This is a genomic window from Streptomyces sp. NBC_00554 (assembly GCF_041431135.1).
In the GTDB taxonomy this organism is placed as follows: domain Bacteria; phylum Actinomycetota; class Actinomycetes; order Streptomycetales; family Streptomycetaceae; genus Streptomyces.
The window spans coordinates 8095426-8116518 of sequence record NZ_CP107799.1 but is presented as its reverse complement, the minus strand read 5'-3'; the positions used below and the strand labels follow the sequence as shown (position 1 = coordinate 8116518).

Genomic DNA, 21093 nt, shown 5'->3' with positions numbered 1-21093 from the left:
CGTGCTCCTGAGGGCTAGAGCCGGGGGGGGACTTGAGGGCTAGAACTGGAAGGACTTGGTCTGGAGGTACTCGGTCAGTCCGTGCGAGCCCAGTTCACGTCCCACGCCCGACTGCTTGTAACCGCCGAACGGGGCAAGGGGGTTGAACCGTCCTCCGTTGATGTCGACCTGCCCGGTGTCGAGTCGCCGCGCGAAGGCGACGGCCTCCGCCTCCTCGGCCGCCCAGACGGCGCCCGCGAGCCCGTACACCGTGCCGTTGGCGATCCGTACGGCTTCCTCCTCGTCCTCGTACCGGATGATCGACAACACCGGCCCGAAGATCTCCTCCTGAGCGATCGTCATGTCCGGTGTGACGTCGGCGAAGACGGTCGGGCTGATGAAATAGCCCTGCTCGCGCGGGGATTCGGGTCCGCCCACCACCAGTCGCGCGCCTTCCGCGACCCCCTTCTCGATGTAACTCCGCACCCGGGAGCGCTGCTTGGCGCTCACGACCGGGCCGATGCGGTCGCCGTACTTGGTCGCGGCCGCGGCGGCGAGCCCGACAGCCTCCTCGTACTGCGAGGTGTGCACCAGCATCCGGGTCCAGGCACTGCACGTCTGACCGGAGTTGGACATCACGTTGGCGACGCCGACGTTGACGGCCTTGGCGAGGTCGGCGCTCGGCAGGATGACGTTGGCCGACTTGCCGCCGAGTTCGAGGGCGACCCGCTTGACCGCCGCACCGGCCGTCGCGCCGATCCGCCTGCCGACCGCCGTGGAGCCGGTGAAGGAGACGAGGTCCACGTCCGGATGTTCGGCGAGGGCCTGGCCCGCGACCGGGCCGAGGCCGGTGACGAGGTTGAAGACCCCCGCCGGAAGGTCCGCCTCGGCCACTGCTTCGGCGAAGAGCTGGGCGGTCAGCGGGGTGTCCTCGGCGGGCTTCAGGACCACCGTGCAGCCGGCGGCCAGCGCCGGGGCGGCCTTGGCGACTATCTGGTGCAGCGGGTAGTTCCAGGGCGTGATCGCGCCGACCACTCCGACGGGTTCGTGGTAGACGGTCGAGTTGCCCACCTTCTCCTCGAAGGCGTACGTCGCCGCCAGCTCGGCGTACGAACCCGCCACCAGGATCGGCACCCCCGCGTGCACCGCCTGCGAGAACGGCAGCGGCGACCCGAGCTCAGCCGTGACGGTCTCCGCTATCTCGTCCTTGCGCGCGACGAGTACGTCGCGGAGGGCGGCCAGCTTCGCGGCCCGCTCGGTGGGCGGGGTCGCGGCCCAGCCGGGGAGGGCGGCACGGGCGGCCCGTACGGCGTGGCCGACGTCCGCGGCGGTGCCCGCGGGGACCCGGCCGATCACCTGCTCGTCGACCGGGTTCACGACCTCGATCGTGTCCGCGCCGGCGGCGAGGCGCCACTCGCCGCCTATGTACATGCCGTGATGAGCCTTCATCGTGTTCCTCCCGGGCAGGGCAGCGTCGCCCGCCCCCAAACTAGCGATGTTAGTTTTCTGACGCCAGAGTGCCCGGGTGCCGGGTGCCCAGGTGCCCGGGAAGCTTCACGCTGCCCTGGGCTCATGTGCCGCGGGCGCGGCCCCGGGTCTCCGTGAGATGCGCGAAGACGACGACATTGCTGGCGTACCCCTTCTTCCGGTCGTACGTGCCGCCGCAGGTGATCAGACGCAGCTCGGGGCGCCCCCTGTCGCCGTACACCTCCTTGTTGGGGAAGTGCGCCTTCTCGTACGTCTTCACCGCGTCCACGGTGTAGACGGCGGTCCGCCCGTCGGCGCGCCGGGCCTCGACGAGTCTGCCGGGCCGGAGTTGGCCGATCGCGGCGAATACGGCGGGCCCTGTCCTGGTGTCGAGGTGGCCGACGGCGACAGCGGTGCCCCGCTCGCCCGGCGTCGGTCCACCCTCGTACCAGCCGACGAGTTTCGGATCGTCCACCGGAGGAGCGGTGAGCCGCCGTTCCCGGTCGAGCCCGAGGCCCATGACCGGCGCCTCCAGGCCGAGGTACGGGATGGCGAGCGAGGCCGCCGGGGAGCGCGGCAGCGGCCTGGGCGGGGGCTTCGGCCGGGCGGGCCGGACCGGCCGGGCGGGCGCGGGGCGGAGGGGGTTCGCGCCGCCGCGCCCATCGGTGCCGGAACGGTGGGACTTCGTACCGCGTCCTTCACCCTCGACGCGGTGGGACTTCGCACCGCGCGCATCGCCGCTGCCGTTGCCGTCGGCGGCGACCGGAACCTGGGCCAGGTTCGCGGCCGCGTCCGCGGGTTCGTCCTCCCCCGCCCACCAGACGCCGCCCACCACCAGACAGACGGACATCACGAGGGTCCGTGTCAGGCGGTAGGCGCGCGTCCGGTACCAGGGCCTGCGGGCGCGTCTACGCCGCGCCATCGGGGCGACGGCGCAGCCGGAGGTACACGGCTCCCCCGGCCACGACAAGGCCTACGGCCGCCGCCCCGGCGACCGGCGCGAAGTCCTGGGTGTGGGCGAGGCCGCCGCCACCCGCCGGGGGCCCGCCGTGCGGTCCGCCCGGACCACCGCCGGGTCCGCCGGGGCCGCCACCCGGGCGGTCCGGGCAGTTGACCTTGAAGACCTTGTGCTTGCCCGCGCCGTTGCCGCCGTCGATCTTCCAGGTGAGCTTGTACTGCCCGTCGGGCAGCGTCAGGTTCGCCGTCCGGCCCGCACCCGTGTCGAGGGTGATCTTCCCGCCGAGGGTGGCACCGCCGGTGACCGCGGGCTGCGTCACGAGGGTCCAGGTGATGCCCTCCGCCACGTCGAAGTTGAACGCGTCGAGGTAGAACAGGCACACCTTGGGCTGGTTCAGGCGGGCCTCGACGGCCGTGCCCACCACATGGACCTTGACGGTGCCGTTGTCACCGGGAGCGGCGAACGCGGCCGGGGCTGCGGCAAGGGTGGATCCCACGACTGTGAGAGCCGCGAGGGCGACGGCACTCCGGCGGCGGCCTGGAAGGGACGAGGTGGGCATGCGAGTTCCTCCGAATCAGGTGATTGTCATACAAATTGGACATGCACCTGATTCCCTTTCACATCTGCCCAGGAAAAGGCGGCAGCAGCGCCCGACACTCCGTCAGATATCGCTCTTACGGCGCAGAGGCACCCGGCTCCGCACCGGCTCACCAAGGCCCGCGACCTCCGGCTTCGCGGGCGAACGCAGCGCGATGCCCGATGACACCAGCAACAGCGCACCCAGCATCACGAACGGCGCGGCCACCCCCGCGACTCCGGCGACCAGGCCCGCGGCGGCGGGCGCGGCGACCTGGCCGAGCCGATTGCCGGTCAGCCGAAGGGCGAGGGCGGTGGAACGGGCGCCTTCGGGGGCGGCCTGGACGACCGTCGTCATGGACAGCGGCTGACCGACGCCGAGGCAGAACCCGAGAACCAGGAGCATCGCGGCCAGCGCCCAGACCGGCACCGGCAGCGCGATGCCCGCACACACCAGGCCCGCCGCCAGACACGTCACGGTGAGCAGCGCGGTCCGGCCAAGGAGTCGCAGCATCGGCGTCATCACCAGCCGGCAGGCGATCGTCGCCGCCGCTCGCAGGCTCAGCAGCAGGCCAATCACTGACGGCGCGATGCCCCGGTGCTCACCGACGACCGGCAGATACGCCGTGAGGATGTCCGTCGCCGACAGCACGGCGAGACTGATGAAGATGCCCGCGGGGACGCCCCGGGTGCGCAGTATGCGGCGCACGGGAACGCGGTCGCCTTGTGCGGTACGGGACTTGGCGGGCGTACGGCGTTCGATGCGCCACAGCGAGGTGAACGAGACCGCGGCGACCCCGCCCGCGACGAGCAGGGCCAGCGCGCTGGTGCCCGCCATGTCGGAACCGCCGATGAGAGTGCCCGCGGCGATCGGACCGATCAGCTGGCCGAGGGAGGCGCCGATGGTGAAATGGCCGAAGTTGCGGTCCTGTTCGTGCGGCGCGGACTGGCGGGCGACGATGGACTGGGCACCGATCACGAAGCACAGGTGGCCCAGGCCCATCACTCCGCTCCAAGCCGCCATCGCCGTCAGCGAGTTCGCCCTGCCGCTGAGGGCGCAGCCGCCCGCGATGAGCACGACGCCGATGGGCAGCAGCGGTGCGCAGCGGCCGTGGTCGGTACGGCGGCCCAGCGGTACCGCGGCGAAGAGCGGCAGGAGGGCGTAGACACCCGCGATCACGCCGATCGCGCGCTCGTCGGCGCCAAGGGCGAGGGCCCGGTAGGAGACGGCGGGCCGCGCCATCGACACCGCCCCCTGAGCGAAGCTGAAGGCGATGACGAGGCGCAGCAGCCAGCCGCGGTTTCCACCGGGCCCCATGGTTCTTTACCTCCTGGAGGAGTCGTACGGGTACGAGCGTCAGATGATCCCGAACAACAGCCCTGCCCCGAGGATGATCAGACATGTGAGCGCGGCCCACTTCACCACGAACCTTGTGTGGTCGCCGAACTCGACCTTGGCCATGCCGACCAGGACGTACACGGCCGGGACCAGCGGGCTCGACATGTGCAGCGGCTGGCCGACGAGCGAGGCGCGGGCCATTTCCAGCGGGGTGACTCCGTGGGCGGCACCGGCCTCGGCGAGGACCGGCAGGACGCCGAAGTAGAAGCCGTCGTTCGACATGAAGTAGGTGAGCGGGAGGCTCAGCACGCCGGTGACGAGGGCCATGTGCGGGCCCATGCTGGCCGGAATGATGTCGACGAGCCACGTGGCCATGTGGTCGACCATGCCGGTGCCCTGGAGGACGCCGGTGAAGACGGCGGCGGCGAAGACCATGCCGGAGACGTTGAGGACGTTTTCGGCGTGGGCGCCGAGGCGGGCCTTCTGGTCGGGCATGTGGGGGAAGTTGACGGTGAGCGCGAGAGCGGCGCCGAGCAGGAACAGCACCGGGATCGGCAGCCACTCCATGATCATGGCGGTGAGCAGGGTGAGCGTGAGCAGCGCGTTGAACCAGTAGAGCTTGGGGCGCAGGGTGGCACGGTTGGGGTCGAGGACGGCGAAGCTGTCGTCCTCCTCAGGAGCCTCGGCCCCAGGAGCGTCGGCGTCCGTGCCGGAGCCCGAACCACCCGTGCTCACGGCCTTCTTGCCGAGGTCGACCGGACCACCGCTGCCGGCGCCGGAACCCGCGCCGACCAGAACCGTCTCGGTCTCCTGCGGCTCCAGCACCTCCTCCAGCGTCAGCACGCCAAGGCGTGTGCGCTCGCGGCGGCCGAGGACGTACGAGAGCACGAAGACGCCGAGGAGGCCGACGGCGAGGGCCGGGATCATCGGTACGAAGATGTCGCTGGCGTCGAGCTTGAGGGCGGTCGCGGCGCGGGCGGTGGGGCCGCCCCAGGGGAGGGTGTTCATCACGCCGTTGGCCATGGCCGCGACGCCGGTCATCACGACGAGGCTCATCTTGAGGCGCTTGTACAGCGGGTACATCGCCGAGACGGTGATCATGAAGGTGGTCGAGCCGTCGCCGTCCAGGGAGACGATGGCGGCGAGGACTGCGGTGCCGACCACGATGCGCAGGGGGTCGGCCTTGCAAAACTTCAGGATGCCTCGCACGATCGGGTCGAAGAGCCCGACGTCGATCATCACTCCGAAGTAGACGATCGCGAACATGAGCATCGCCGCGGTGGGGGCGAGGCTGGTGACGCCGTCGATGACGTAGTCACCGAGCTTGGCGCCCTTTCCGACGAAGACACAGAAGAGTGCCGGAATCAGCACGAGCGCCGCGATCGGCGACATCTTTTTCAGCATGATCAGGACCAAGAAGGTCGCGATCATGGTGAAGCCGAGGATGGTCAGCATGAGTTGGATACCTAACGTTCGCCCTTGAACTCCCACCTGGGACGGCGGTGCGAGTGACGTTAGGTCGGGTGCGCAAGTCTTAACAAGACGTTGACACGCGAGCAATAAGCGCAAAACTCCAGGTCACAGCTTTGCTCAGCTCAGAGGTGTCAGCTCCACGGGTACGCCGTTGAGGACGGCGGTCCCCGACAGGGGGTCCAGGAGGCTGCCGTCGAGGAGCTGGTTGACGTTGACTCCGGGGTCGAGTGCGGCGTGGCTCATCCGGGTGCCGGGGCGGTTGTGTCCCCACCCGTGCGGGAGGCTCACCACTCCGCGTCGTACGGCGTCCGTGACCTCGGCGGGGGCGGTCACCTCTCCCCCGGCGCCCTTCACGCGGACGGCCGCCCCGTCGGCGAGGCCGAGGTGTTCGGCGTCCTCGGGATGGATGTGCAAGGTGCAGCGGTTGGAGCCGCCGGTGAGGGCGGGCACGTTGTGCATCCAGCTGTTGTTGGAGCGCAGGTGGCGGCGGCCGATGAGGACGAGGGCCGTCGGGCGCTCGCGCAGGGCGGCCCGCAGCCGGGGAAGATCGTCGACGATCGGTGCCGGAAGCAGCTCGATCTTCCCGCTGCGGGTCTTGAGCGGCTGCGGCAGTCGCGACCGCAGGGGGCCGAGGTCGATGCCGTGCGGGTGTGCGAGCAGTTTCGCCAGGCTCAGCCCGTCCGGTCGTACGCCGAAGCCGTCGCCGTACGGGCCCAGGCGCAGCATCATGTCGAGGCGTCGCTCGGGGCCGTTGTCGCCGGTGAGTTGGCCGGCGAGTTCCATCGGGTCGCGGCCGTGCACCGGCGAGTGGGGCTCGGTGACGGACTTGCCGAGTGTGCCGGCGATGACCATGTCGTCGACGGCGGACGGGTCGGTGCCGTGCATGCCGGTGGCGGCCAGGGTGAGGCGCGCGAGGATCTCGGTCTCGGCCATGCGGCCCGGTTCGAGGGGGACGGCGGCGCGGGTGTAGCGGACCTGGTTGTGCACGGCGAGGGTGTTGAAGGCGAAGTCGTGGTGGGCGCTCTGCGAGGGCGGGGGCGGGGGGAGTACGACGTGGGCGTGGCGTGAGGTCTCGTTCAGGTACGGGTCGACGCTGACCATGAAGTCCAGTGAGCCGAGGGCCTTGTCGAGGCGGTCGCCGTCGGGTGCGGAGAGTACGGGGTTGGCGGCGACGGCGATGACCGCGCGGATCGGCTCGCCCTGTTCGGTGGCGGTGTCGATCTCTTCGGCGAGGGCGGCGATCGGCAGTTCGCCCTTGGCTTCGGGGTGTCGGCTCACTCGCGAGTGCCAGCGTCCGAGGGCGAAGCCGCGTCCGGGGCCTGCGGGTCGGGGGGTCTTGTCGGTGGCGGCCTGGGGGAAGAGGGCGCCGCCGGGCCGGTCGAGGTTGCCGGTGAGGATGTTGAGGACGTCGACGAGCCAGCTGGCCAGGGTGCCGTGCGGGACCGTGCAGCTGCCGATGCGGCCGTAGACGGCGGCGGTGGGTGCGGCGGCGAGTTCGCGGGCGAGGGCGCGGATGGTGTCGGCGGGGACGTCGCAGGCCTCACTCGCGGCTTCGGGGGTGAAGTCCCGTACGGCTTCGGCGAGTTCGTCGATGTCCTGGACGTGCGGGGCGAGGTCGCCGGGTTCGGCGAGCTTCTCTTCGAAGAGGACGTGCGCCATGGCGGCGAGGAGCAGCGCGTCGGTGCCGGGCCTGATCGCCACATGCCGGTCGGCGAGTTTGGCGGTGCGGGTGCGTCGCGGGTCGATGACGGTCAGGGTGCCGCCGCGGGCTCGCAGGGCCTTGAGCTTGCCGGGGAAGTCGGGGGCGGTGCAGAGGCTGCCGTTGGATTCCAGGGGGTTGGCGCCGATGAGCAGAAGGTGGTCGGTGTGGTCCAGGTCCGGCACGGGGATCGCGTTGGCGTCGCCGTAGAGCAGCCCGCTGGATACGTGTTTGGGCATCTGGTCGACCGTGGAGGCGGTGAAGATGCTGTGGGTGCCGAGGCCGGTGAGCAGGACGGGCGGGTAGAGGGCGCCGGCCATGGTGTGCACGTTCGGGTTGCCGAGGACGACTCCGACGGCGTGCGGCCCGTACCGCTCGGCGACCGGTCGCAGCCCCGCGGCCACCGCGTCGAAGGCTTCCTCCCAGGTGGCTTCGCGCAGTTCGCCGTCCTTGCGAACGAGCGGGGTGCGCAGTCGGTCCGGGTCGCCGTCGGCGGCTCCGAAGGAGGCGCCCTTCGGGCAGATGAACCCCTTGCTGAGCACGTCGTCGCGGTCGCCCCGGGCCCCGGTCACCCGGGTGCCCTCGATGGTGAGCGTCAGCCCGCAGGTGGCTTCGCACAGGGGGCAGATGCGCAGGGCGGTGCGGGTGTCGGGGGTGGTGCCGGTGGTGCGGGACACGGGGTCCTCCCGGAGGCGGTGGCAGCGTTGGCACACGGACTGGGGCCGAGCATACCGACCGGTAGGCATGCTGGGGAGGGCTCATCGGGGGTCAGGTCGGAAATCCGCGAGCGGGTCCCTGGGCGGGTACCCGAGGCCCGGGTACCCGTTCGCCCTGCGCCGACCGCTCAGTCGAGAATCCGTTCCAGATAGGCCCGGAGCAGTACCCGGGTCTCCTCGATGATCCGCTCGTCTCCGTCCGGGGCGAGCCGGAAGGCCAGGTGGACGAGGGTGTCGGCGGTCTCCACCGAGATCAGGAAGACGCGGCGGAGATCTTCGTCCGGGGTGCGTTCGAGGTAGCCGGAGAGGAGTTCGGTGAGGCGGTCGGCGACGCGGGTGTTGGGTTCGGCGCGGGAGCCGACCGGGATCTGGTTGCCGAAGTCGACGAGGGAGAAGCCCGGCGCGGTCCGCTTCATGGCTATGTACTCGTCGAGTACGGCGTCCACGGCCGCGCGCCAGCCTCCCCCGGTCTCCCGCTCGCCGTCCGTCTCCCGGAGGCGGTGGGTGACGCGCTCGGCATAGCGCTCCAGGTTGCGCTGGGCGAGCGCGTCGGCCATCGCGCGCTTGTTGCCGAAGAAGCGGTAGACGGAGCCGATGGGTACGCCGGCACGCTGGGCCACGGCCCTGGTGCTCAGGGCGTCGTAGCCGACCTCGTCGAGGAGGTCGGCGCAGGCGTCGAGGATTCTGGTCAGTCGTTCTGCGCTGCGGCGTTGCACGGGCGCTCGGCGCAGCGAGGTCGCATGGGGCACGGGCTTCATGATGCCTTTCCGCCGGGGTCCGGTGAACCTCCGGTATCAGTACGTGCCTCGCTGCCGCTCGCACTCATCGACGGCTCCGACGGCTCGGTCGTGTGCGACGACTGCCTGGCCTGCGACGACGTGATGTCCGCGGTGCTCTCGACCGGCTCGTCGTCGACGGCCCACACGGTGTGGTCGTCCGCGTAGAGGCGGGCGGTGACCTGGTGTGTGCCGCGCGGGACGAGGTCGCCGGGGAGGTGGTATTCGGCGGTGCGGAGGGTGGCGATGCCGCGGCCGTCGAGGTAGAGGAGGGCGATGCCGCGTCCCGCGACGGCCTTCGAGCGCGTGCCGGCGGGTGAGAAGCGGAAGTGCTGGACGGTCAGTCGCACGTCCCAGCCGCCGTCGGTGTCCGGCTGGACCTCGATGGCGACCTCGGGTGCGCCCTTCTCGTCGATCTCGCGGTAGCGCCGTCCCGCCTCGTCGGTCTCGTCGAGCAGTTCACCCACGGGCGAGGCCGATACTCCGTCCTTCCGCTCGTGCGCATCACCGGAGCCGCAGCCCGCCGGTCCGCCGAGCAGGGCGCAGACCGCGAGCGCGGCGAGCAGTCCACGCGTCCACGACATGCCGGGGAGCGTAGAACATCGCACTGACACTCGGATCCCCCTGAAGTCGGGTTCCTGGCGGTACGCCGACCCCTGAGTAGTACGACCCCTGAGTAGTCCGGCCTCCGAGCGGTACGACCTCTTGCGTGCGCCGGAACCGATTCCTATGGTTGAGCATAGGAATCGGGCGCAAGGGAGTGATCATGAGCGGGGACGCGAGGAAGACCGCCGAGGGGCTGGTCTACCTGACCGGATTCGGCAACGAACACAGCTCGGAGGCGGTCCCGGGGGCCCTGCCGCACGGCCGCAACGCGCCGCAGCGGGGACCGCTCGGGCTGTACGCGGAGCAGTTGAGCGGTTCGGCGTTCACCGAGCCGAGGGCGCACAACCGGCGTTCGTGGCTGTACCGGATCCGTCCGTCGGCCGCGCATCCCGCGTTCACGCGTACGGACAACGGCGCGCTCCGTACGGCTCCGTTCGCGGAGACCGTGCCCGACCCCAACCGGCTGCGCTGGAACCCGCTGCCCGAGCCTCCGGCCGGCACGGACTTCGTCGGCGGCCTCTGGACCCTCGGCGGCAACGGCGACGCCGCCCAGCGCACGGGCATGGCGGTGCACCTGTACCACGCCAACTCCTCGATGGAGCGGGTGTTCAGCGACGCCGACGGCGAGCTGCTGATCGTGCCGGAGCGCGGCGGGCTGCTGCTGCGCACCGAGTTCGGGCTGCTCCACGTGGAACCCGAACAGGTGGCGCTCATCCCCCGTGGTGTCCGCTTCCGTGTGGAGCTACTGGACGAGAGTGCCCGCGGTTATGTGTGCGAGAACTATGGGGCGCCTTTCCAGCTGCCCGACCTGGGGCCGATCGGCGCCAACGGGCTGGCGAACGTACGGGACTTCCTCGCGCCGGTCGCCGCGTACGAGGACGTCGAGGGCCCGGTCGAGGTGGTCAACAAGTTCTGCGGCAACCTCTGGACGGCGACGTACGACCACTCGCCGCTGGATGTGGTCGCCTGGCACGGCAACCATGTGCCGTACATCTATGACCTGCGCCGTTTCAATGTGATCGGCACCATCAGCTACGACCACCCGGACCCGTCGATCTTCACGGTGCTGACCTCCCCGAGCGACACCCCGGGGCTGGCCGGTGTCGACTTCGTGGTCTTCGCGCCGCGTTGGCTGGTGGGCGAGGACACGTTCCGGCCGCCGTACTTCCACCGGAATGTGATGAGCGAGTACATGGGGCTCATCGAGGGCGCGTACGACGCCAAGGCGGAAGGTTTTGTCCCCGGGGGCGGTTCGCTGCACAACATGATGTCGGCGCACGGTCCGGACCGGGAGACCTTCGACCGGGCGAGCGCCGCCGAGCTCAGGCCGCAGAAGGTCGACGACGGGCTCGCCTTCATGTTCGAGACCCGCTGGCCGGTGACCGCCACGGCGCAGGCGGCGCACGCGGAGCACCTCCAGCAGGCGTACGACGACGTGTGGCAGGGCCTCCAGCGGCACTTCCGCGCCGCCGACTGATCGCCGTCGCCCGGGGCCCGGTTCCCGTCGCCCCGGCGCTCGGTCCGTCGCACTGATCGTCATCTCCCGTTGCACTGAACGCCCACGACCGGTACGGATACCCTCGTGACCTCCTTCGCCCCGGATTCGATCGTCCTGAACCGCAAGCTGCCGCTCTGGTATCAGGTGTCGCAGTCCCTGCGTGCCTCGATACTCGGCCGCTCCGCCCAGGACCCGCTGCGGCTGCCCACCGAGGAGCAGTTGGCGGAGCATTACGGGGTGAGCGTGCTGACCATGCGGCAGGCGCTCAAGGAACTGGAGAACGAGGGGCTGATCACGCGCCATCGCCGGCGTGGCACGTTCATCGAGCCCACCGCGCAGCGGGGGGCGCCGGTGCGGCTCCTTGGCTCGGTCGACGCGATCGTGGCGCAGCAGTCGGGGATGACGACGGAGCTCCTCGACCACGGCACGGTGCCGGTGTCCGCGGAACTCGCCGAGTACTTCCCCGATCTGGCCGAGGTGGGCTCGTACCACCGGCTGCGCGGCGACGAGAAGACGGGCGAGCCGACGAACCATGCGCGCAACTTCGTACGTCCCGAACTGGCGGCCCTGATCGACCCGGAGGACCTGGTGCGCTGGCCCATGACCAAGGTGCTGCGCGATGTGGTGGGCGTCCGCATCAGCCGGATCACCGACACGGTGGAGGCCCGGCTCGCGGACCCGGAGACGGCACGGCTGCTCCAAGTCCCGCTGCTCAGCCCGATCCTGCACTACACGGGTGTCACCCACGGCGAGGACGGCCGCGCCCTGGACGTGGCCCGCATCCTCTACCGCGGCGACCGCTTCTCGTTCACGGTCACCCTCGACGCCCACTGACCACGTCATCGACCACGTCGTACGATGCCGAGCGTGACGCACGACGACGACGCTCCGCTCCTCGCGGACCTCATGCCGTGGTCGGCCGCTCCGCCGAGGCTGGGCCGGGGGTGGCCGACGGCTCCCGACGCCGCGTCCCTGAGGGCGCGGTGGGACGCGCTCATGAAGGCCGAAGGGCCGGAGCGCGAGGCGCTGTTCGGCGTCACCCGCTCGCGTACGCCGCATTCGGCGGTGGCGCAGTTGCCGGGGCAGGCGAGCGGGACGGGCCAACTGGCGCGTGAGTCGGGGCGCTGTGCGGAGCCGGTGCGTGTGCTGCACGCTCCTTTCGATGAGCACTGGTTGATTCCGGACCACCGGCTGATCGACGCGGCGCGCCCGGAGTTGTGGCGGGTCGCCGACGAGCGGCAGTTGTTCGTGGTCGACCAGACGGTGGTACCGGAGTCGTCGGGGCCGGTATTGCTGATCTCCTCCGTGCTGCCGCTGAGCGCCGGTCGCGGAGGCCGCGTCCGGCCCCTCTACCGTCGCCCGGGCGGACTCGAACCGAACCTGGCGCCGGGCCTGTTGGACCACCTCCGCACCCGCCTCGGCCACTCCCCCGAGCCCGTCGACGTCCTCGCCTGGACGGTGGCGGTCGCGCGGGCGGGCCGCACCGGACCCGCGGTCCCCCTCACCGCCGACCCCGAACTCTGGGCGCACGGCGTCGAGTTGGGGCGCCGGATGCTGTGGCTGATGCGCCGTGACGGGGAGCGTCCGAAGCTCCCCGGGGGCCGTCGCCCGTACGTCCGCTCCCCACTTCCGGCCGTCCCGGTCGACGTGCACTACGACCGCGACGAGGAGGCCCTCCATCTCGACGAGGGCCGGATCTCCCCCGTTCCGCCGGAGGCCTGGGACTTCGAGGTGGGCGGGGTGCGCGTACTGGAGCAGTGGTTCGCGGCCCGGACGGAGCCGCCCGAGCCGGGCGCCCTGGAGGCGATCCGCCCCGCCACCTGGCCGCAGGCCTGGACCTCCGAGCTGCTCGAGATCGTCACGGTACTGGCACTGCTCGCGGAACTGCGGCCACAGCGGGCCGAGTTGAGCGTGTCCAAGCCGATCACCGGAACCGAGCTGCGCAAGGCGGGCGTGCTCCCGGTGCCGGACGGGGCACGCCGACCCGCGTCGGTACTCGACCACCACGAGGAAGGCCCGGAAGGCCAGTTCGCCCTGATCTGATGATCGCGCCTGAGGTGCAGTGCCCCGTCAGGGGCGCGGGGAACTGCGCGCCCAGCCACGGACGACCCGCAGTCGACAGACGACCGGCTTCTAACCGTCCTCCAAGCGGAGCGCAAACGCATCGAGGACCCGCCCCAGCGCCCGCTCGAACACCGCCTCCAGATCGATCGGCCCCGCGTCCTCCATGAACGCCGCGGCCATCCGCGGATACTCACCGGTGGCGATCCGCCCGCCCAGATAGCCGATCCGGACCGCGTTCTCCTGCTCCTCGGACCAGGGCAGGGAGCGGGTCCGCTCGGCGGTGGCCAGCTCGTTCCCGACGTAGGTCGTCACGACGCCGTTGAGCATCGCGATCAGCTCGAACTTGGTGCCGTAGGGCGCGTCGAGGGGGTCGAGGCAGGTCAGACAGTGCTCGAGATAGCGCAGCGCGTTGGGGCTGAAGCCGTAGACCGGGGACATCAGGCGCGGCAGCCAGGGGTGGCGGTGCATGAGGGCGCGGGTCTGGTGGGCGACGCGGAGCATGTCGGCGCGCCAGTCGCCCGAGGGCTCCCAGATGTCGTGCTCGCCGCTGATGACGTCGACCATCAGCTCGTGCAGGTCCTCCTTGCGCGGGACATAGTTGTAGAGCGACATCGTGCCGCAGCCGAGTTCGGCCGCGACGTGCCGCATCGAGACCCCGTCGAGCCCCTCCGCGTCCGCGATCCGCACCGCGGCGGCCGCGATGTCCGCACGGCTGAAGGCGGGCCGCGGACCACGGCCCGCACGCTCGGGACGAGCCCAGATCACTTCGGGTACGGCACTGCGCCCTGGCATCGGTCGATCACCTCGGAACCCATCCTAGTTACGTACACCGTACGTAGTGCGCTATGGTCCACCCATGACAACTACGTACGCTGTACTTAGTGAAGGTCTGGAGAAGCGTTTCGGGGAGGTCCATGCCGTCCGGGGGCTGGATCTCACGGTCGCCGAGGGCACGGTCTGCGGGATTCTCGGGCCGAACGGCGCCGGCAAGACCACGGCAGTACGGCTGCTCACCACACTGCTGCGGCCGGACGCGGGGTCCGCGCGTGTCGCCGGGCACGATCTCGTACGGGAGCCGGGGGCCGTACGTCGCTCGATCGGGGTCACCGGGCAGTACGCCTCGGTGGACGGCGACCTCACCGGGCGCGAGAACCTGCGGCTGTTCGCGCGGCTGCACCGGGTGCGGGGCACGGCGGCGCGGGCGGCCGAACTCCTCGACCGCTTCGGGCTCGCCGAGGCCGCCGACCGGCCCGCGTCCACCTACTCCGGCGGTATGCGGCGCCGCCTCGACCTGGCGGCAAGCCTTATCCGGCGCCCCGAGGTGCTCTTCCTCGACGAGCCCACCGCCGGGCTCGATCCCGCGAGCCGCAATCAGATCTGGGAGGCCGTGCACGCGCTCAAGAGCGAGGGCACGACCGTGCTGCTGACCACGCAGTACCTGGAGGAGGCCGATCAACTCGCCGACGACATCGCGCTCGTGGACCGGGGCAGGGTCGCCCACACGGGCTCGCCCGCCGAACTCAAGGCGCTCATCGGCAGTTACGCGGAGGTGGTCGTCGCCCACGCGGAGGCGATGTCCGGAGCGGCGGCCGTCCTCGACCAACTGACCGGCAACTCGCCCTCGTTCGACCAGGAGCGGCGCGCGGTCGGCGCCGTCACCACCGACACGACCCTGACGCTTCCGCGTCTCGTACGCGAACTCGACGCCGCAGGTGTGCCGTTGCTCGACGCGAGCCTTCGTCCGCCGACGCTCGACGACGTGTTCCTGCGCCTCACCGGAAGCCTGACCCCGGGCCCGCCCGCCGGTCTGCCCGCCGGCCCGACCGACCACAAGGAGCTTGTGACATGAGTGCGTTGGCGTACGACGGCACCGCGATGCTGGGCCGGAACCTGCGGCGGATGCGGCACAGCCCGGGGCTCCTCATCCTCACCCAGGCCATGCCGATCAACATGCTGCTGTTCTTCGGCTATGTCTTCGGCAGCGCGCTCGCGCATCCCGGGCAGGAGTACCGCGCCTTCCTGGTGCCCGGACTGCTGGTGGCGACCGCCGCCAACGGGATCATGACCGGGATGTTCCAGGCCGCCCAGGACTCGCACCGGGGCGTCATGGACCGCTTCCGCACACTGCCGATGAGCCGGGCCGCCGTACCGCTCGGGCAGGCCGCCGCCGACCTCGTCGTCACGGCCGTCGGCATGGTGCCGCTGATGCTGGTCGGGCTCGCGGTGGGCTGGCGGATCGACGGGTCGGCGCTCGAAGCGGCGGGCGCCGTAGGGCTGTTGCTGCTGTTCCGGTTCGCGATGACCTGGGTCGGCATCCTGCTGGGGCTCGCCTCGCGGAGCGAGGAGGCCGCCGGACAGCTCGGTGCCGCGACCTTCATGCTGCCGCTGCTGTCGAACGCGTACATCCCCACGGACAACTTGCCGGCATGGCTGCGGACGATCGCCGAGTGGAACCCGATCAGCGCGGTGACCACCGCGATGCGGGACCTGTTCGGGAACGCGCCGGTACCGGTGGACGGCGCCTGGCCGGTGACACGTCCCGTCGCCGGGTCGCTCGCCTGGTGCGCGCTGCTCATCGCGGTGTTCCTGCCGCTCGCCGTCCGCCGGTACGCACACGGCGGTCGCTGAGCCGCGGGAGGGACTCCCGCATCCGGTCGGCGAACCGGACCAGGGGCGCCGGCCCGTCGACACCCACGGATGACAAAGGCGTGACGCGGGAGACATGATCCCCCGCATGCAGCCACTCCCCCTCCCCCTTGAGGGCATCACCGTCGTCGCCGTCGAACAGGCCGTCTCGGCGCCCTTCGCGACCCGCCAGCTCGCCGACCTCGGCGCCCGCGTGATCAAGGTCGAGCGGCTCGACGGCGGGGACTTCGCCCGGGGCTACGACACCGCAGCGGCCGGTCTCGCCTCGCACTTCGTGTGGTGCAACCGGGGCAAGGAGTCCATCGCCCTCGACCTCAAGGACCCGCGTGGCCTCGATGTCGTACACCGTCTCGTCGCGGACGCGGATGTCTTCGTGCAGAACCTCGCGCAGGGTGCGGCGGCGCGGCTCGGCCTGGACGCGGCCGCGCTGTGCGCCGCGCATCCGCGGCTGGTCGCCGTGGACATCTCGGGGTACGGGGCGTCGGGGCCGTACGCCGGCAAACGCGCGTACGACATGCTCGTGCAGTGCGAGGCGGGGCTCGTGTCGGTGACGGGGACGCCGGAGCAGCCGGTGAAGGCGGGGATTCCGGCGGCCGACATCGCGGCGGCCATGTACGCGTTCTCCGGGGTGCTCGCGGCGCTCGTGCGGCGCGGTACGACAGGGCGCGGAGGCCCGGTCGAGGTGTCGATGCTGGAGGCGCTCGCGGAGTGGATGGGGCATCCGCTGCACCATGTGATGCACGGAGGAACTCCCCCGGCGCGCACGGGCCTCGCGCACGCCGTCATCGCGCCGTACGACGCCTACCCCACGGCGGACGGCGGGCGGGTGCTGCTGTCCGTGCAGAACGACCGGGAGTGGCGGCGATTGGCCCAACAGGTCCTTGGCCAGCCGGAGTTGGCCGACGATCCGGCGTACGCGACGAACCCGGCGCGGGTCGCCAACCGGGCGCGAACCGATGCGCTGGTGGCGAAGGCCCTGGGCGCACTCGGCGCCGACGAAGCGGTGACCGCACTGGAGAGCGCGGGCATCGCGTGCGCACGCCTGAGGGACGTTCACGAGGTCGCGGACCATCCGCAGCTGGCGGCCAGGGACCGGTGGCGGGAAGTGGGCTCACCGGTGGGGCCGTTGCGGGCTTTGCTGCCGCCGATCGCGCTGCCGGGCGGGGAGGAGGCGCGCATGGGGGCGGTACCCCGGCTCGGGGAGCACACGGGAGCGGTGCTGCGGGAGTTGGGAATGACGGACGCGGAGGTCAGGGAGCTGCTGCGGGACGATGTGGCGCGGTGAGGGGGCGCGGGGCCGACGGCCCGCGCACGGAAAGCACTCCGTGGCAGGGCGGCGGAGACGCGGATGCCGAGTGGGAGAGCAGGGCTCGAGCCGCGCTCCGGGTGGGGACTCGCGACTCACTACCGCCGAGCGGGGGGACGGCGGAGGCACGCGTGCCGACGACACGGCGAGCTTGGCTCGGAGCGCGCGTTGGGGTGAGGACGGGGAGGCTCGCTGCCGCCGGGGGGTGGGGAGGCGGGCATGCGGAGGGCGTGAGCGGGGTTGGGTGGCCGGACCCGCGCCCGGTGGTTCACCGGGCGTTGCTGCCTGCCGTGGGGATGACGGACGCGGAAGCGCAGCGCTGCGCCGGGGCGGTGGTCCGCCGGGCGCGGGTCGGGAACGCCGGTGCCGGCCGCTGCTCAGCGGCCGCCGAACAGCGAACGGCGCAGCCGCTTCAGCGGTGCGAAGAGCGAGACCCGCCTCACTCGCGCGACCCTGCTGCTGCTGTCGTGCGCGGTGTCACGCGAGGTGAGCTCGCGCATCAGCGAGGTCGCCTCGAGCGTTTCGCGCTGCGGGATGGCAGGGCCGCCCAGCACCGCGAGATGGCGGTCGAGGCGCGAACTGGTCGCACTGCTCCCGCACGTGATCGCAGGGACACGTGCCCTGCTGCGCACTGTTATCTGTTCCATGTCACTCCCCACCCGTACGAGTCCACCCGGCCCGGGCAGGCTAACCCTATCGCTCCCTCGTGGCACTCGTGTATCGCGGGCACATGATTCACCTTCTCTGTAAGGGTGTTGACGATTACTCTCCGAATCCAACCGATTCCAGGGCGAGTTGGACAACTGGTGCGGTAGTGGGCTGCACGGAACCGCCCGGGGGTTCGACTGTGACAGCGAGTGACGTGGCGGTCGTATTCAGTCCGTCGGCGACCAGGGGCGTGTCTCCGTCGAAGAGCCCCAGGGAGCGCGGATTTTCGTTGGGGCGCATGAGCCACAGCTGGTGGACGCGCCCCTCGGAGGGAGTGCCGTACCCGCTGAGTGTCACGACGGCGCGCCGTTCCGACGCGGAGGCGACCACGCCGATACCGCGTCCCTGGGCGTCCCGGTCGCCGGCCGCGCGGGCGTCGGGCGCCGCGAGAACGTGGGCGATCTCACGTGCCTGGGCGCGCTCCTGGTCCAGTTGGTCCTGGGTCCGCGTCGCCTGCACGGCGAAGAGCGAGGCGACGACGAGCGCCGCGGCGGCCGTGGCCGTGGCGAGCGGCGCGAGGAGCGGGCGGAAGCGGGGGCTGCGCGTGCGTACGGGCTGATGGGCGCCGCGCGCGCGGGGTGCGTGATGGGGCGACGGTTCCTGCGGCGTGGTCCGTACGGCGGTCAGCACTCGGTCCCGCAGCGCGGCCGGCGCCGGCGCGGCGGTGGACCAGGCGAGGCGCATCGCGTCCTCGGCGAGCGCCCGGACCTCCGCGGAGCAGCGCGGGCAGTCGCGCAGGTGGCGTTCGAAGCGGCGGCGCTCCTCGGGTTCGAGGGCGTCCAGCGCGTAGGGCGCGGCCAGTGAGTGCAGGTCACGCCGCAGCAGGCGGTCGAGAACACTCATGCGACACCTCCCAGGCAGTCGCGCAGTCGCGTCAGTCCGTCGCGCATGCGGGTCTTGACCGTGCCGAGCGGCAGGGAGAGCCGTTCGGCGACTTCACGGTAGGTGTAGCCGTCGTAGTAGGCGAGGGTGACGGACTGGCGTTGCAGGGCGGTGAGCCGGTCGAGGCAGCGGCGGACCCACTCGCGTTCGAGCCCGGCCTCGACCTCCTCGGCGACCTGGTCGAAGGCGGGGTGGTGGGCGCGCTGTCCCTCGCGCTGCTCGCGCTCGGTGGCGGCGCGGGCGCTGCGGACCCGGTCGACGGCTCGCCGGTGGGCGAGGGTGAGTATCCAGGACAGGGCGCTGCCACGCCCCGGGTCGAACCGTGCGGCGGAGCGCCAGAGTTCGAGCAGCACTTCCTGGGCCACCTCCTCCGACTGGGCGGGGTCCCGCACCACGCGGCGCACCAGTCCGAACACCGGCCCGGACACCAGTCCGTACAGCTCCTCGAATGCCTTCTGGTTGCCTCCGGCCACGAGCACCAGGAGTTCGTCCGCCTCCACCCGTTCCCCCTCTCCGGCCGCGTACGGCCCGTCCGTTCACTTACGTGTTCGCAGCGAACGCGCCCACGGATGGGTTACGGATCAGCGAACCGAAAACGCGGGTCCGGCGCCAGGGAAACGGACTTGCCGCCACGACAGCCGCTGGAGAAACAGTGCTCTCCGCTGAAACAACCTGTGAAACCCGCCGTAAGAACGTTTGGGATTCGACCAATCCACCCCGGCGACCGCTCCGAATGGCGTGCGTCAGGCAATTGGGACGTGAGGACGGACGGCATGACACCTATCTTCAGGAGTGGCACGGGGCGCAGGAGTCTCGCGACCCTCGTCTGTGGTGCGCTGGCCGCCGGGGGGCTCGCAGCCGCCGGCGTGACCGTGTTGGTACCGGGGGCGGCCTCCGCCTCCAGCCACCGGGAGGCCCCGTTGATCTCGGGGGCTCCGCAGTACGACAACACGGACGTGTACGCGTTCGTGAGCCCGGACAAACCAGATACGACGACCATCGTGGCGAACTGGATCCCCTTCGAGGAACCCGCCGGCGGACCGAACTTCTTCACGTTCGCCGAGGACGCCCAGTACGACATCCACATCGACAACAACGGTGACGCGCAGGGCGAGTTGCTCTACCGCTACACGTTCAAGACGCACGTCAAGAACGGCGACACCTTCCTCTACAACACGGGTGCGGTCGACAGCCTCGATGACCCGGACCTCAACATCACGCAGACGTACGACATCGATCTGCTGCGGTTGAAGAACCAGAAGCTGATCTCGAAGACGAAGGTCGCGGACGATGTGCCGGTGGCCCCGTCCAACGTCGGCAAGGCGTCGATGCCGGACTACGGCAAGCTGCGCGACCAGGCCGTCCACGAGCTCGCGGGCGGTTCGACGACGTTCGCCGGCCAGGCGGACGACCCGTTCTTCCTGGATCTGCGGGTCTTCGACCTGCTGTACGGCGGCAACCTGTCCGAGGTCGGGCGGGACACCCTCAAGGGCTACAACGTCAACTCCATAGCCCTGCAGGTGCCGAGCCACATGATCCAGGAGTCGGCCGAACAGCCGATCGTCGGCATCTGGTCCACCACTCAGCGCAAGGACGCGAGTGGTCACTTCACGCAGGTCTCCCGGCTGGGCATGCCGCTGGTCAACGAGGTCGTCAACCCCATCAAGGACAAGGACAAGTTCAACGCGTCCTCGCCCTGGAACGACGGCGACTTCCTGAAGAACGTGACCAACCCGGAGCTGCCCAAGCTCATCGAGGCGATCTACAAGATCCCGGCGCCGGCGGAGCCGCGCAACGACCTCGTCGACGTGTTCCTGAAGGGTGTGGAAGGCCTCAACCAGCCGCCCCACGTCACACCGGCGGAGGAACTGCGCCTCAACACCTCGATCAAGCCGGTGGCCAAGCCCAAGCGGCTCGGTGTGCTGGACGGCGACACCGCGGGCTTCCCGAACGGCCGCCGGCTCACCGACGACGTGCTCGACATCGCGCTGCAGGTCGTCGAGGGTGAACTGGTCGGTTCCAAGAACGACTTGGGCGACGCGGTCGACAAGAACGACAAGAAGTTCGGCCACACCTTCCCGTACCTGGCCAACCCGACCTCGGGTTCGCGCGGGCCACTCGCCAAGGGCACGACCAGCGGGACCGACGTGCGCAGCCAGCTCGGCGACGCGCTGAAGCCCGCGGGGGCCTCCGGCGAGACCGACACCATGCTGATCGCGGGCTCCGCGGCGGCCGGTGCGGCCGGGTTCCTCCTCATCGGCACCGGCCTCCTGTGGTGGCGCCGACGGATGCACAACCGGGCCTACTGATCCGGCCCACGGATCCGCAGCCGGGCCACTGACCCGGCTGCGCCGATCCCCGGCCGGGTCCACCGACCCGGCCCACCGACTGGCGCGGCCC

Annotated in this window: 19 protein-coding genes; 7 read left to right on the top strand and 12 right to left on the bottom strand. The window is 70.9% G+C overall.

Translation table 11 applies throughout. From position 1 onward, the window contains the following. Positions 1-39: 39 nt before the first annotated feature. The 8 genes from OG266_RS35790 to OG266_RS35755 all read right to left on the bottom strand — a co-directional run bounded on the left by OG266_RS35790 (position 40) and on the right by OG266_RS35755 (position 9567). Positions 40-1428 carry an aldehyde dehydrogenase family protein gene (locus OG266_RS35790; protein WP_371550794.1) on the bottom strand — a complete coding sequence of 463 codons (1389 nt, stop codon included), beginning with the start codon at positions 1426-1428 and terminating at the stop codon, positions 40-42. 121 nt (positions 1429-1549) lie between these two features. Continuing rightward, positions 1550-2368: a class F sortase gene (locus OG266_RS35785; protein WP_371550792.1), complete on the bottom strand. Its 819-nt coding sequence runs from the start codon at positions 2366-2368 to the stop codon at positions 1550-1552. Beyond that, the gene (locus OG266_RS35780) at positions 2355-2963 is read right to left on the bottom strand and encodes a hypothetical protein (RefSeq protein WP_371550790.1); all 609 of its coding nucleotides are present in this window, start codon (positions 2961-2963) and stop codon (positions 2355-2357) included. The genes OG266_RS35785 and OG266_RS35780 overlap by 14 nt, the downstream gene beginning before the upstream one ends. 102 nt (positions 2964-3065) lie before the next feature. Continuing rightward, positions 3066-4298, bottom strand: a complete 1233-nt coding sequence (locus OG266_RS35775) for an MFS transporter (RefSeq protein WP_266466736.1) — start codon at positions 4296-4298, stop codon at positions 3066-3068. Positions 4299-4337: 39 nt separating this feature from the next. Continuing rightward, positions 4338-5774 carry a citrate:proton symporter gene (locus OG266_RS35770; protein WP_326724140.1) on the bottom strand — a complete coding sequence of 479 codons (1437 nt, stop codon included), beginning with the start codon at positions 5772-5774 and terminating at the stop codon, positions 4338-4340. Between the two features lie 135 nt (positions 5775-5909). Further along, positions 5910-8168, bottom strand: coding sequence for a molybdopterin oxidoreductase family protein (locus OG266_RS35765; protein WP_371550788.1), 2259 nt, complete (start codon positions 8166-8168; stop codon positions 5910-5912). A gap of 167 nt (positions 8169-8335) precedes the next feature. Beyond that, positions 8336-8965 carry a TetR/AcrR family transcriptional regulator gene (locus tag OG266_RS35760; RefSeq protein WP_266466727.1) on the bottom strand — a complete coding sequence of 210 codons (630 nt, stop codon included), beginning with the start codon at positions 8963-8965 and terminating at the stop codon, positions 8336-8338. Next, complete coding sequence (locus tag OG266_RS35755; protein WP_371550785.1) at positions 8962-9567, bottom strand: hypothetical protein; 606 nt, start codon at positions 9565-9567, stop codon at positions 8962-8964. Before OG266_RS35755 ends, OG266_RS35760 begins: the two co-directional genes overlap by 4 nt. Positions 9568-9749: 182 nt before the next feature. Here OG266_RS35755 and hmgA point away from each other — a divergent pair, with 182 nt between their 5' ends. The 3 genes from hmgA to OG266_RS35740 all read left to right on the top strand — a co-directional run bounded on the left by hmgA (position 9750) and on the right by OG266_RS35740 (position 13130). Then, positions 9750-11066, top strand: a complete 1317-nt coding sequence (gene hmgA / locus OG266_RS35750) for a homogentisate 1,2-dioxygenase (RefSeq protein ID WP_371550783.1) — start codon at positions 9750-9752, stop codon at positions 11064-11066. Positions 11067-11171: 105 nt separating this feature from the next. Beyond that, positions 11172-11921, top strand: coding sequence for a GntR family transcriptional regulator (locus OG266_RS35745; protein WP_266466721.1), 750 nt, complete (start codon positions 11172-11174; stop codon positions 11919-11921). A 24-nt stretch (positions 11922-11945) separates the two neighbouring features. Further along, the gene (locus tag OG266_RS35740) at positions 11946-13130 is read left to right on the top strand and encodes a type ISP restriction/modification enzyme (RefSeq protein WP_371550780.1); all 1185 of its coding nucleotides are present in this window, start codon (positions 11946-11948) and stop codon (positions 13128-13130) included. A gap of 90 nt (positions 13131-13220) precedes the next feature. Here OG266_RS35740 and OG266_RS35735 read toward each other — a convergent pair whose 3' ends face one another. After that, a complete protein-coding gene (locus tag OG266_RS35735) occupies positions 13221-13943 on the bottom strand; it encodes a TetR/AcrR family transcriptional regulator C-terminal domain-containing protein (RefSeq protein ID WP_371550778.1) in 723 nt (240 codons plus the stop codon). A 64-nt stretch (positions 13944-14007) separates the two neighbouring features. On the opposite strand from OG266_RS35735, the gene OG266_RS35730 reads away from it, so the two are divergent. The 3 genes from OG266_RS35730 to OG266_RS35720 all read left to right on the top strand — a co-directional run bounded on the left by OG266_RS35730 (position 14008) and on the right by OG266_RS35720 (position 17082). Next, on the top strand, positions 14008-15000 hold the full coding sequence (locus OG266_RS35730) for an ATP-binding cassette domain-containing protein (RefSeq protein ID WP_371550776.1): 993 nt from the start codon (positions 14008-14010) through the stop codon (positions 14998-15000). After that, the gene (locus tag OG266_RS35725; RefSeq protein ID WP_371550774.1) at positions 14997-15779 is read left to right on the top strand and encodes an ABC transporter permease; all 783 of its coding nucleotides are present in this window, start codon (positions 14997-14999) and stop codon (positions 15777-15779) included. The genes OG266_RS35730 and OG266_RS35725 overlap by 4 nt, the downstream gene beginning before the upstream one ends. A gap of 94 nt (positions 15780-15873) precedes the next feature. After that, positions 15874-17082: a CaiB/BaiF CoA transferase family protein gene (locus OG266_RS35720; RefSeq protein ID WP_371550772.1), complete on the top strand. Its 1209-nt coding sequence runs from the start codon at positions 15874-15876 to the stop codon at positions 17080-17082. Between the two features lie 398 nt (positions 17083-17480). Here the strand turns inward: OG266_RS35720 and OG266_RS35715 are convergent, their stop codons facing one another. The 3 genes from OG266_RS35715 to OG266_RS35705 all read right to left on the bottom strand — a co-directional run bounded on the left by OG266_RS35715 (position 17481) and on the right by OG266_RS35705 (position 19193). Next, the gene (locus OG266_RS35715; RefSeq protein ID WP_266466705.1) at positions 17481-17750 is read right to left on the bottom strand and encodes a hypothetical protein; all 270 of its coding nucleotides are present in this window, start codon (positions 17748-17750) and stop codon (positions 17481-17483) included. Between the two features lie 115 nt (positions 17751-17865). After that, a complete protein-coding gene (locus tag OG266_RS35710) occupies positions 17866-18654 on the bottom strand; it encodes an anti-sigma factor domain-containing protein (RefSeq protein WP_371550770.1) in 789 nt (262 codons plus the stop codon). Next, on the bottom strand, positions 18651-19193 hold the full coding sequence (locus OG266_RS35705; RefSeq protein ID WP_266466700.1) for a sigma-70 family RNA polymerase sigma factor: 543 nt from the start codon (positions 19191-19193) through the stop codon (positions 18651-18653). Before OG266_RS35705 ends, OG266_RS35710 begins: the two co-directional genes overlap by 4 nt. Positions 19194-19466: 273 nt before the next feature. On the opposite strand from OG266_RS35705, the gene OG266_RS35700 reads away from it, so the two are divergent. Beyond that, on the top strand, positions 19467-21002 hold the full coding sequence (locus tag OG266_RS35700; RefSeq protein WP_266466697.1) for a DUF4331 domain-containing protein: 1536 nt from the start codon (positions 19467-19469) through the stop codon (positions 21000-21002). Positions 21003-21093: the final 91 nt, after the last annotated feature.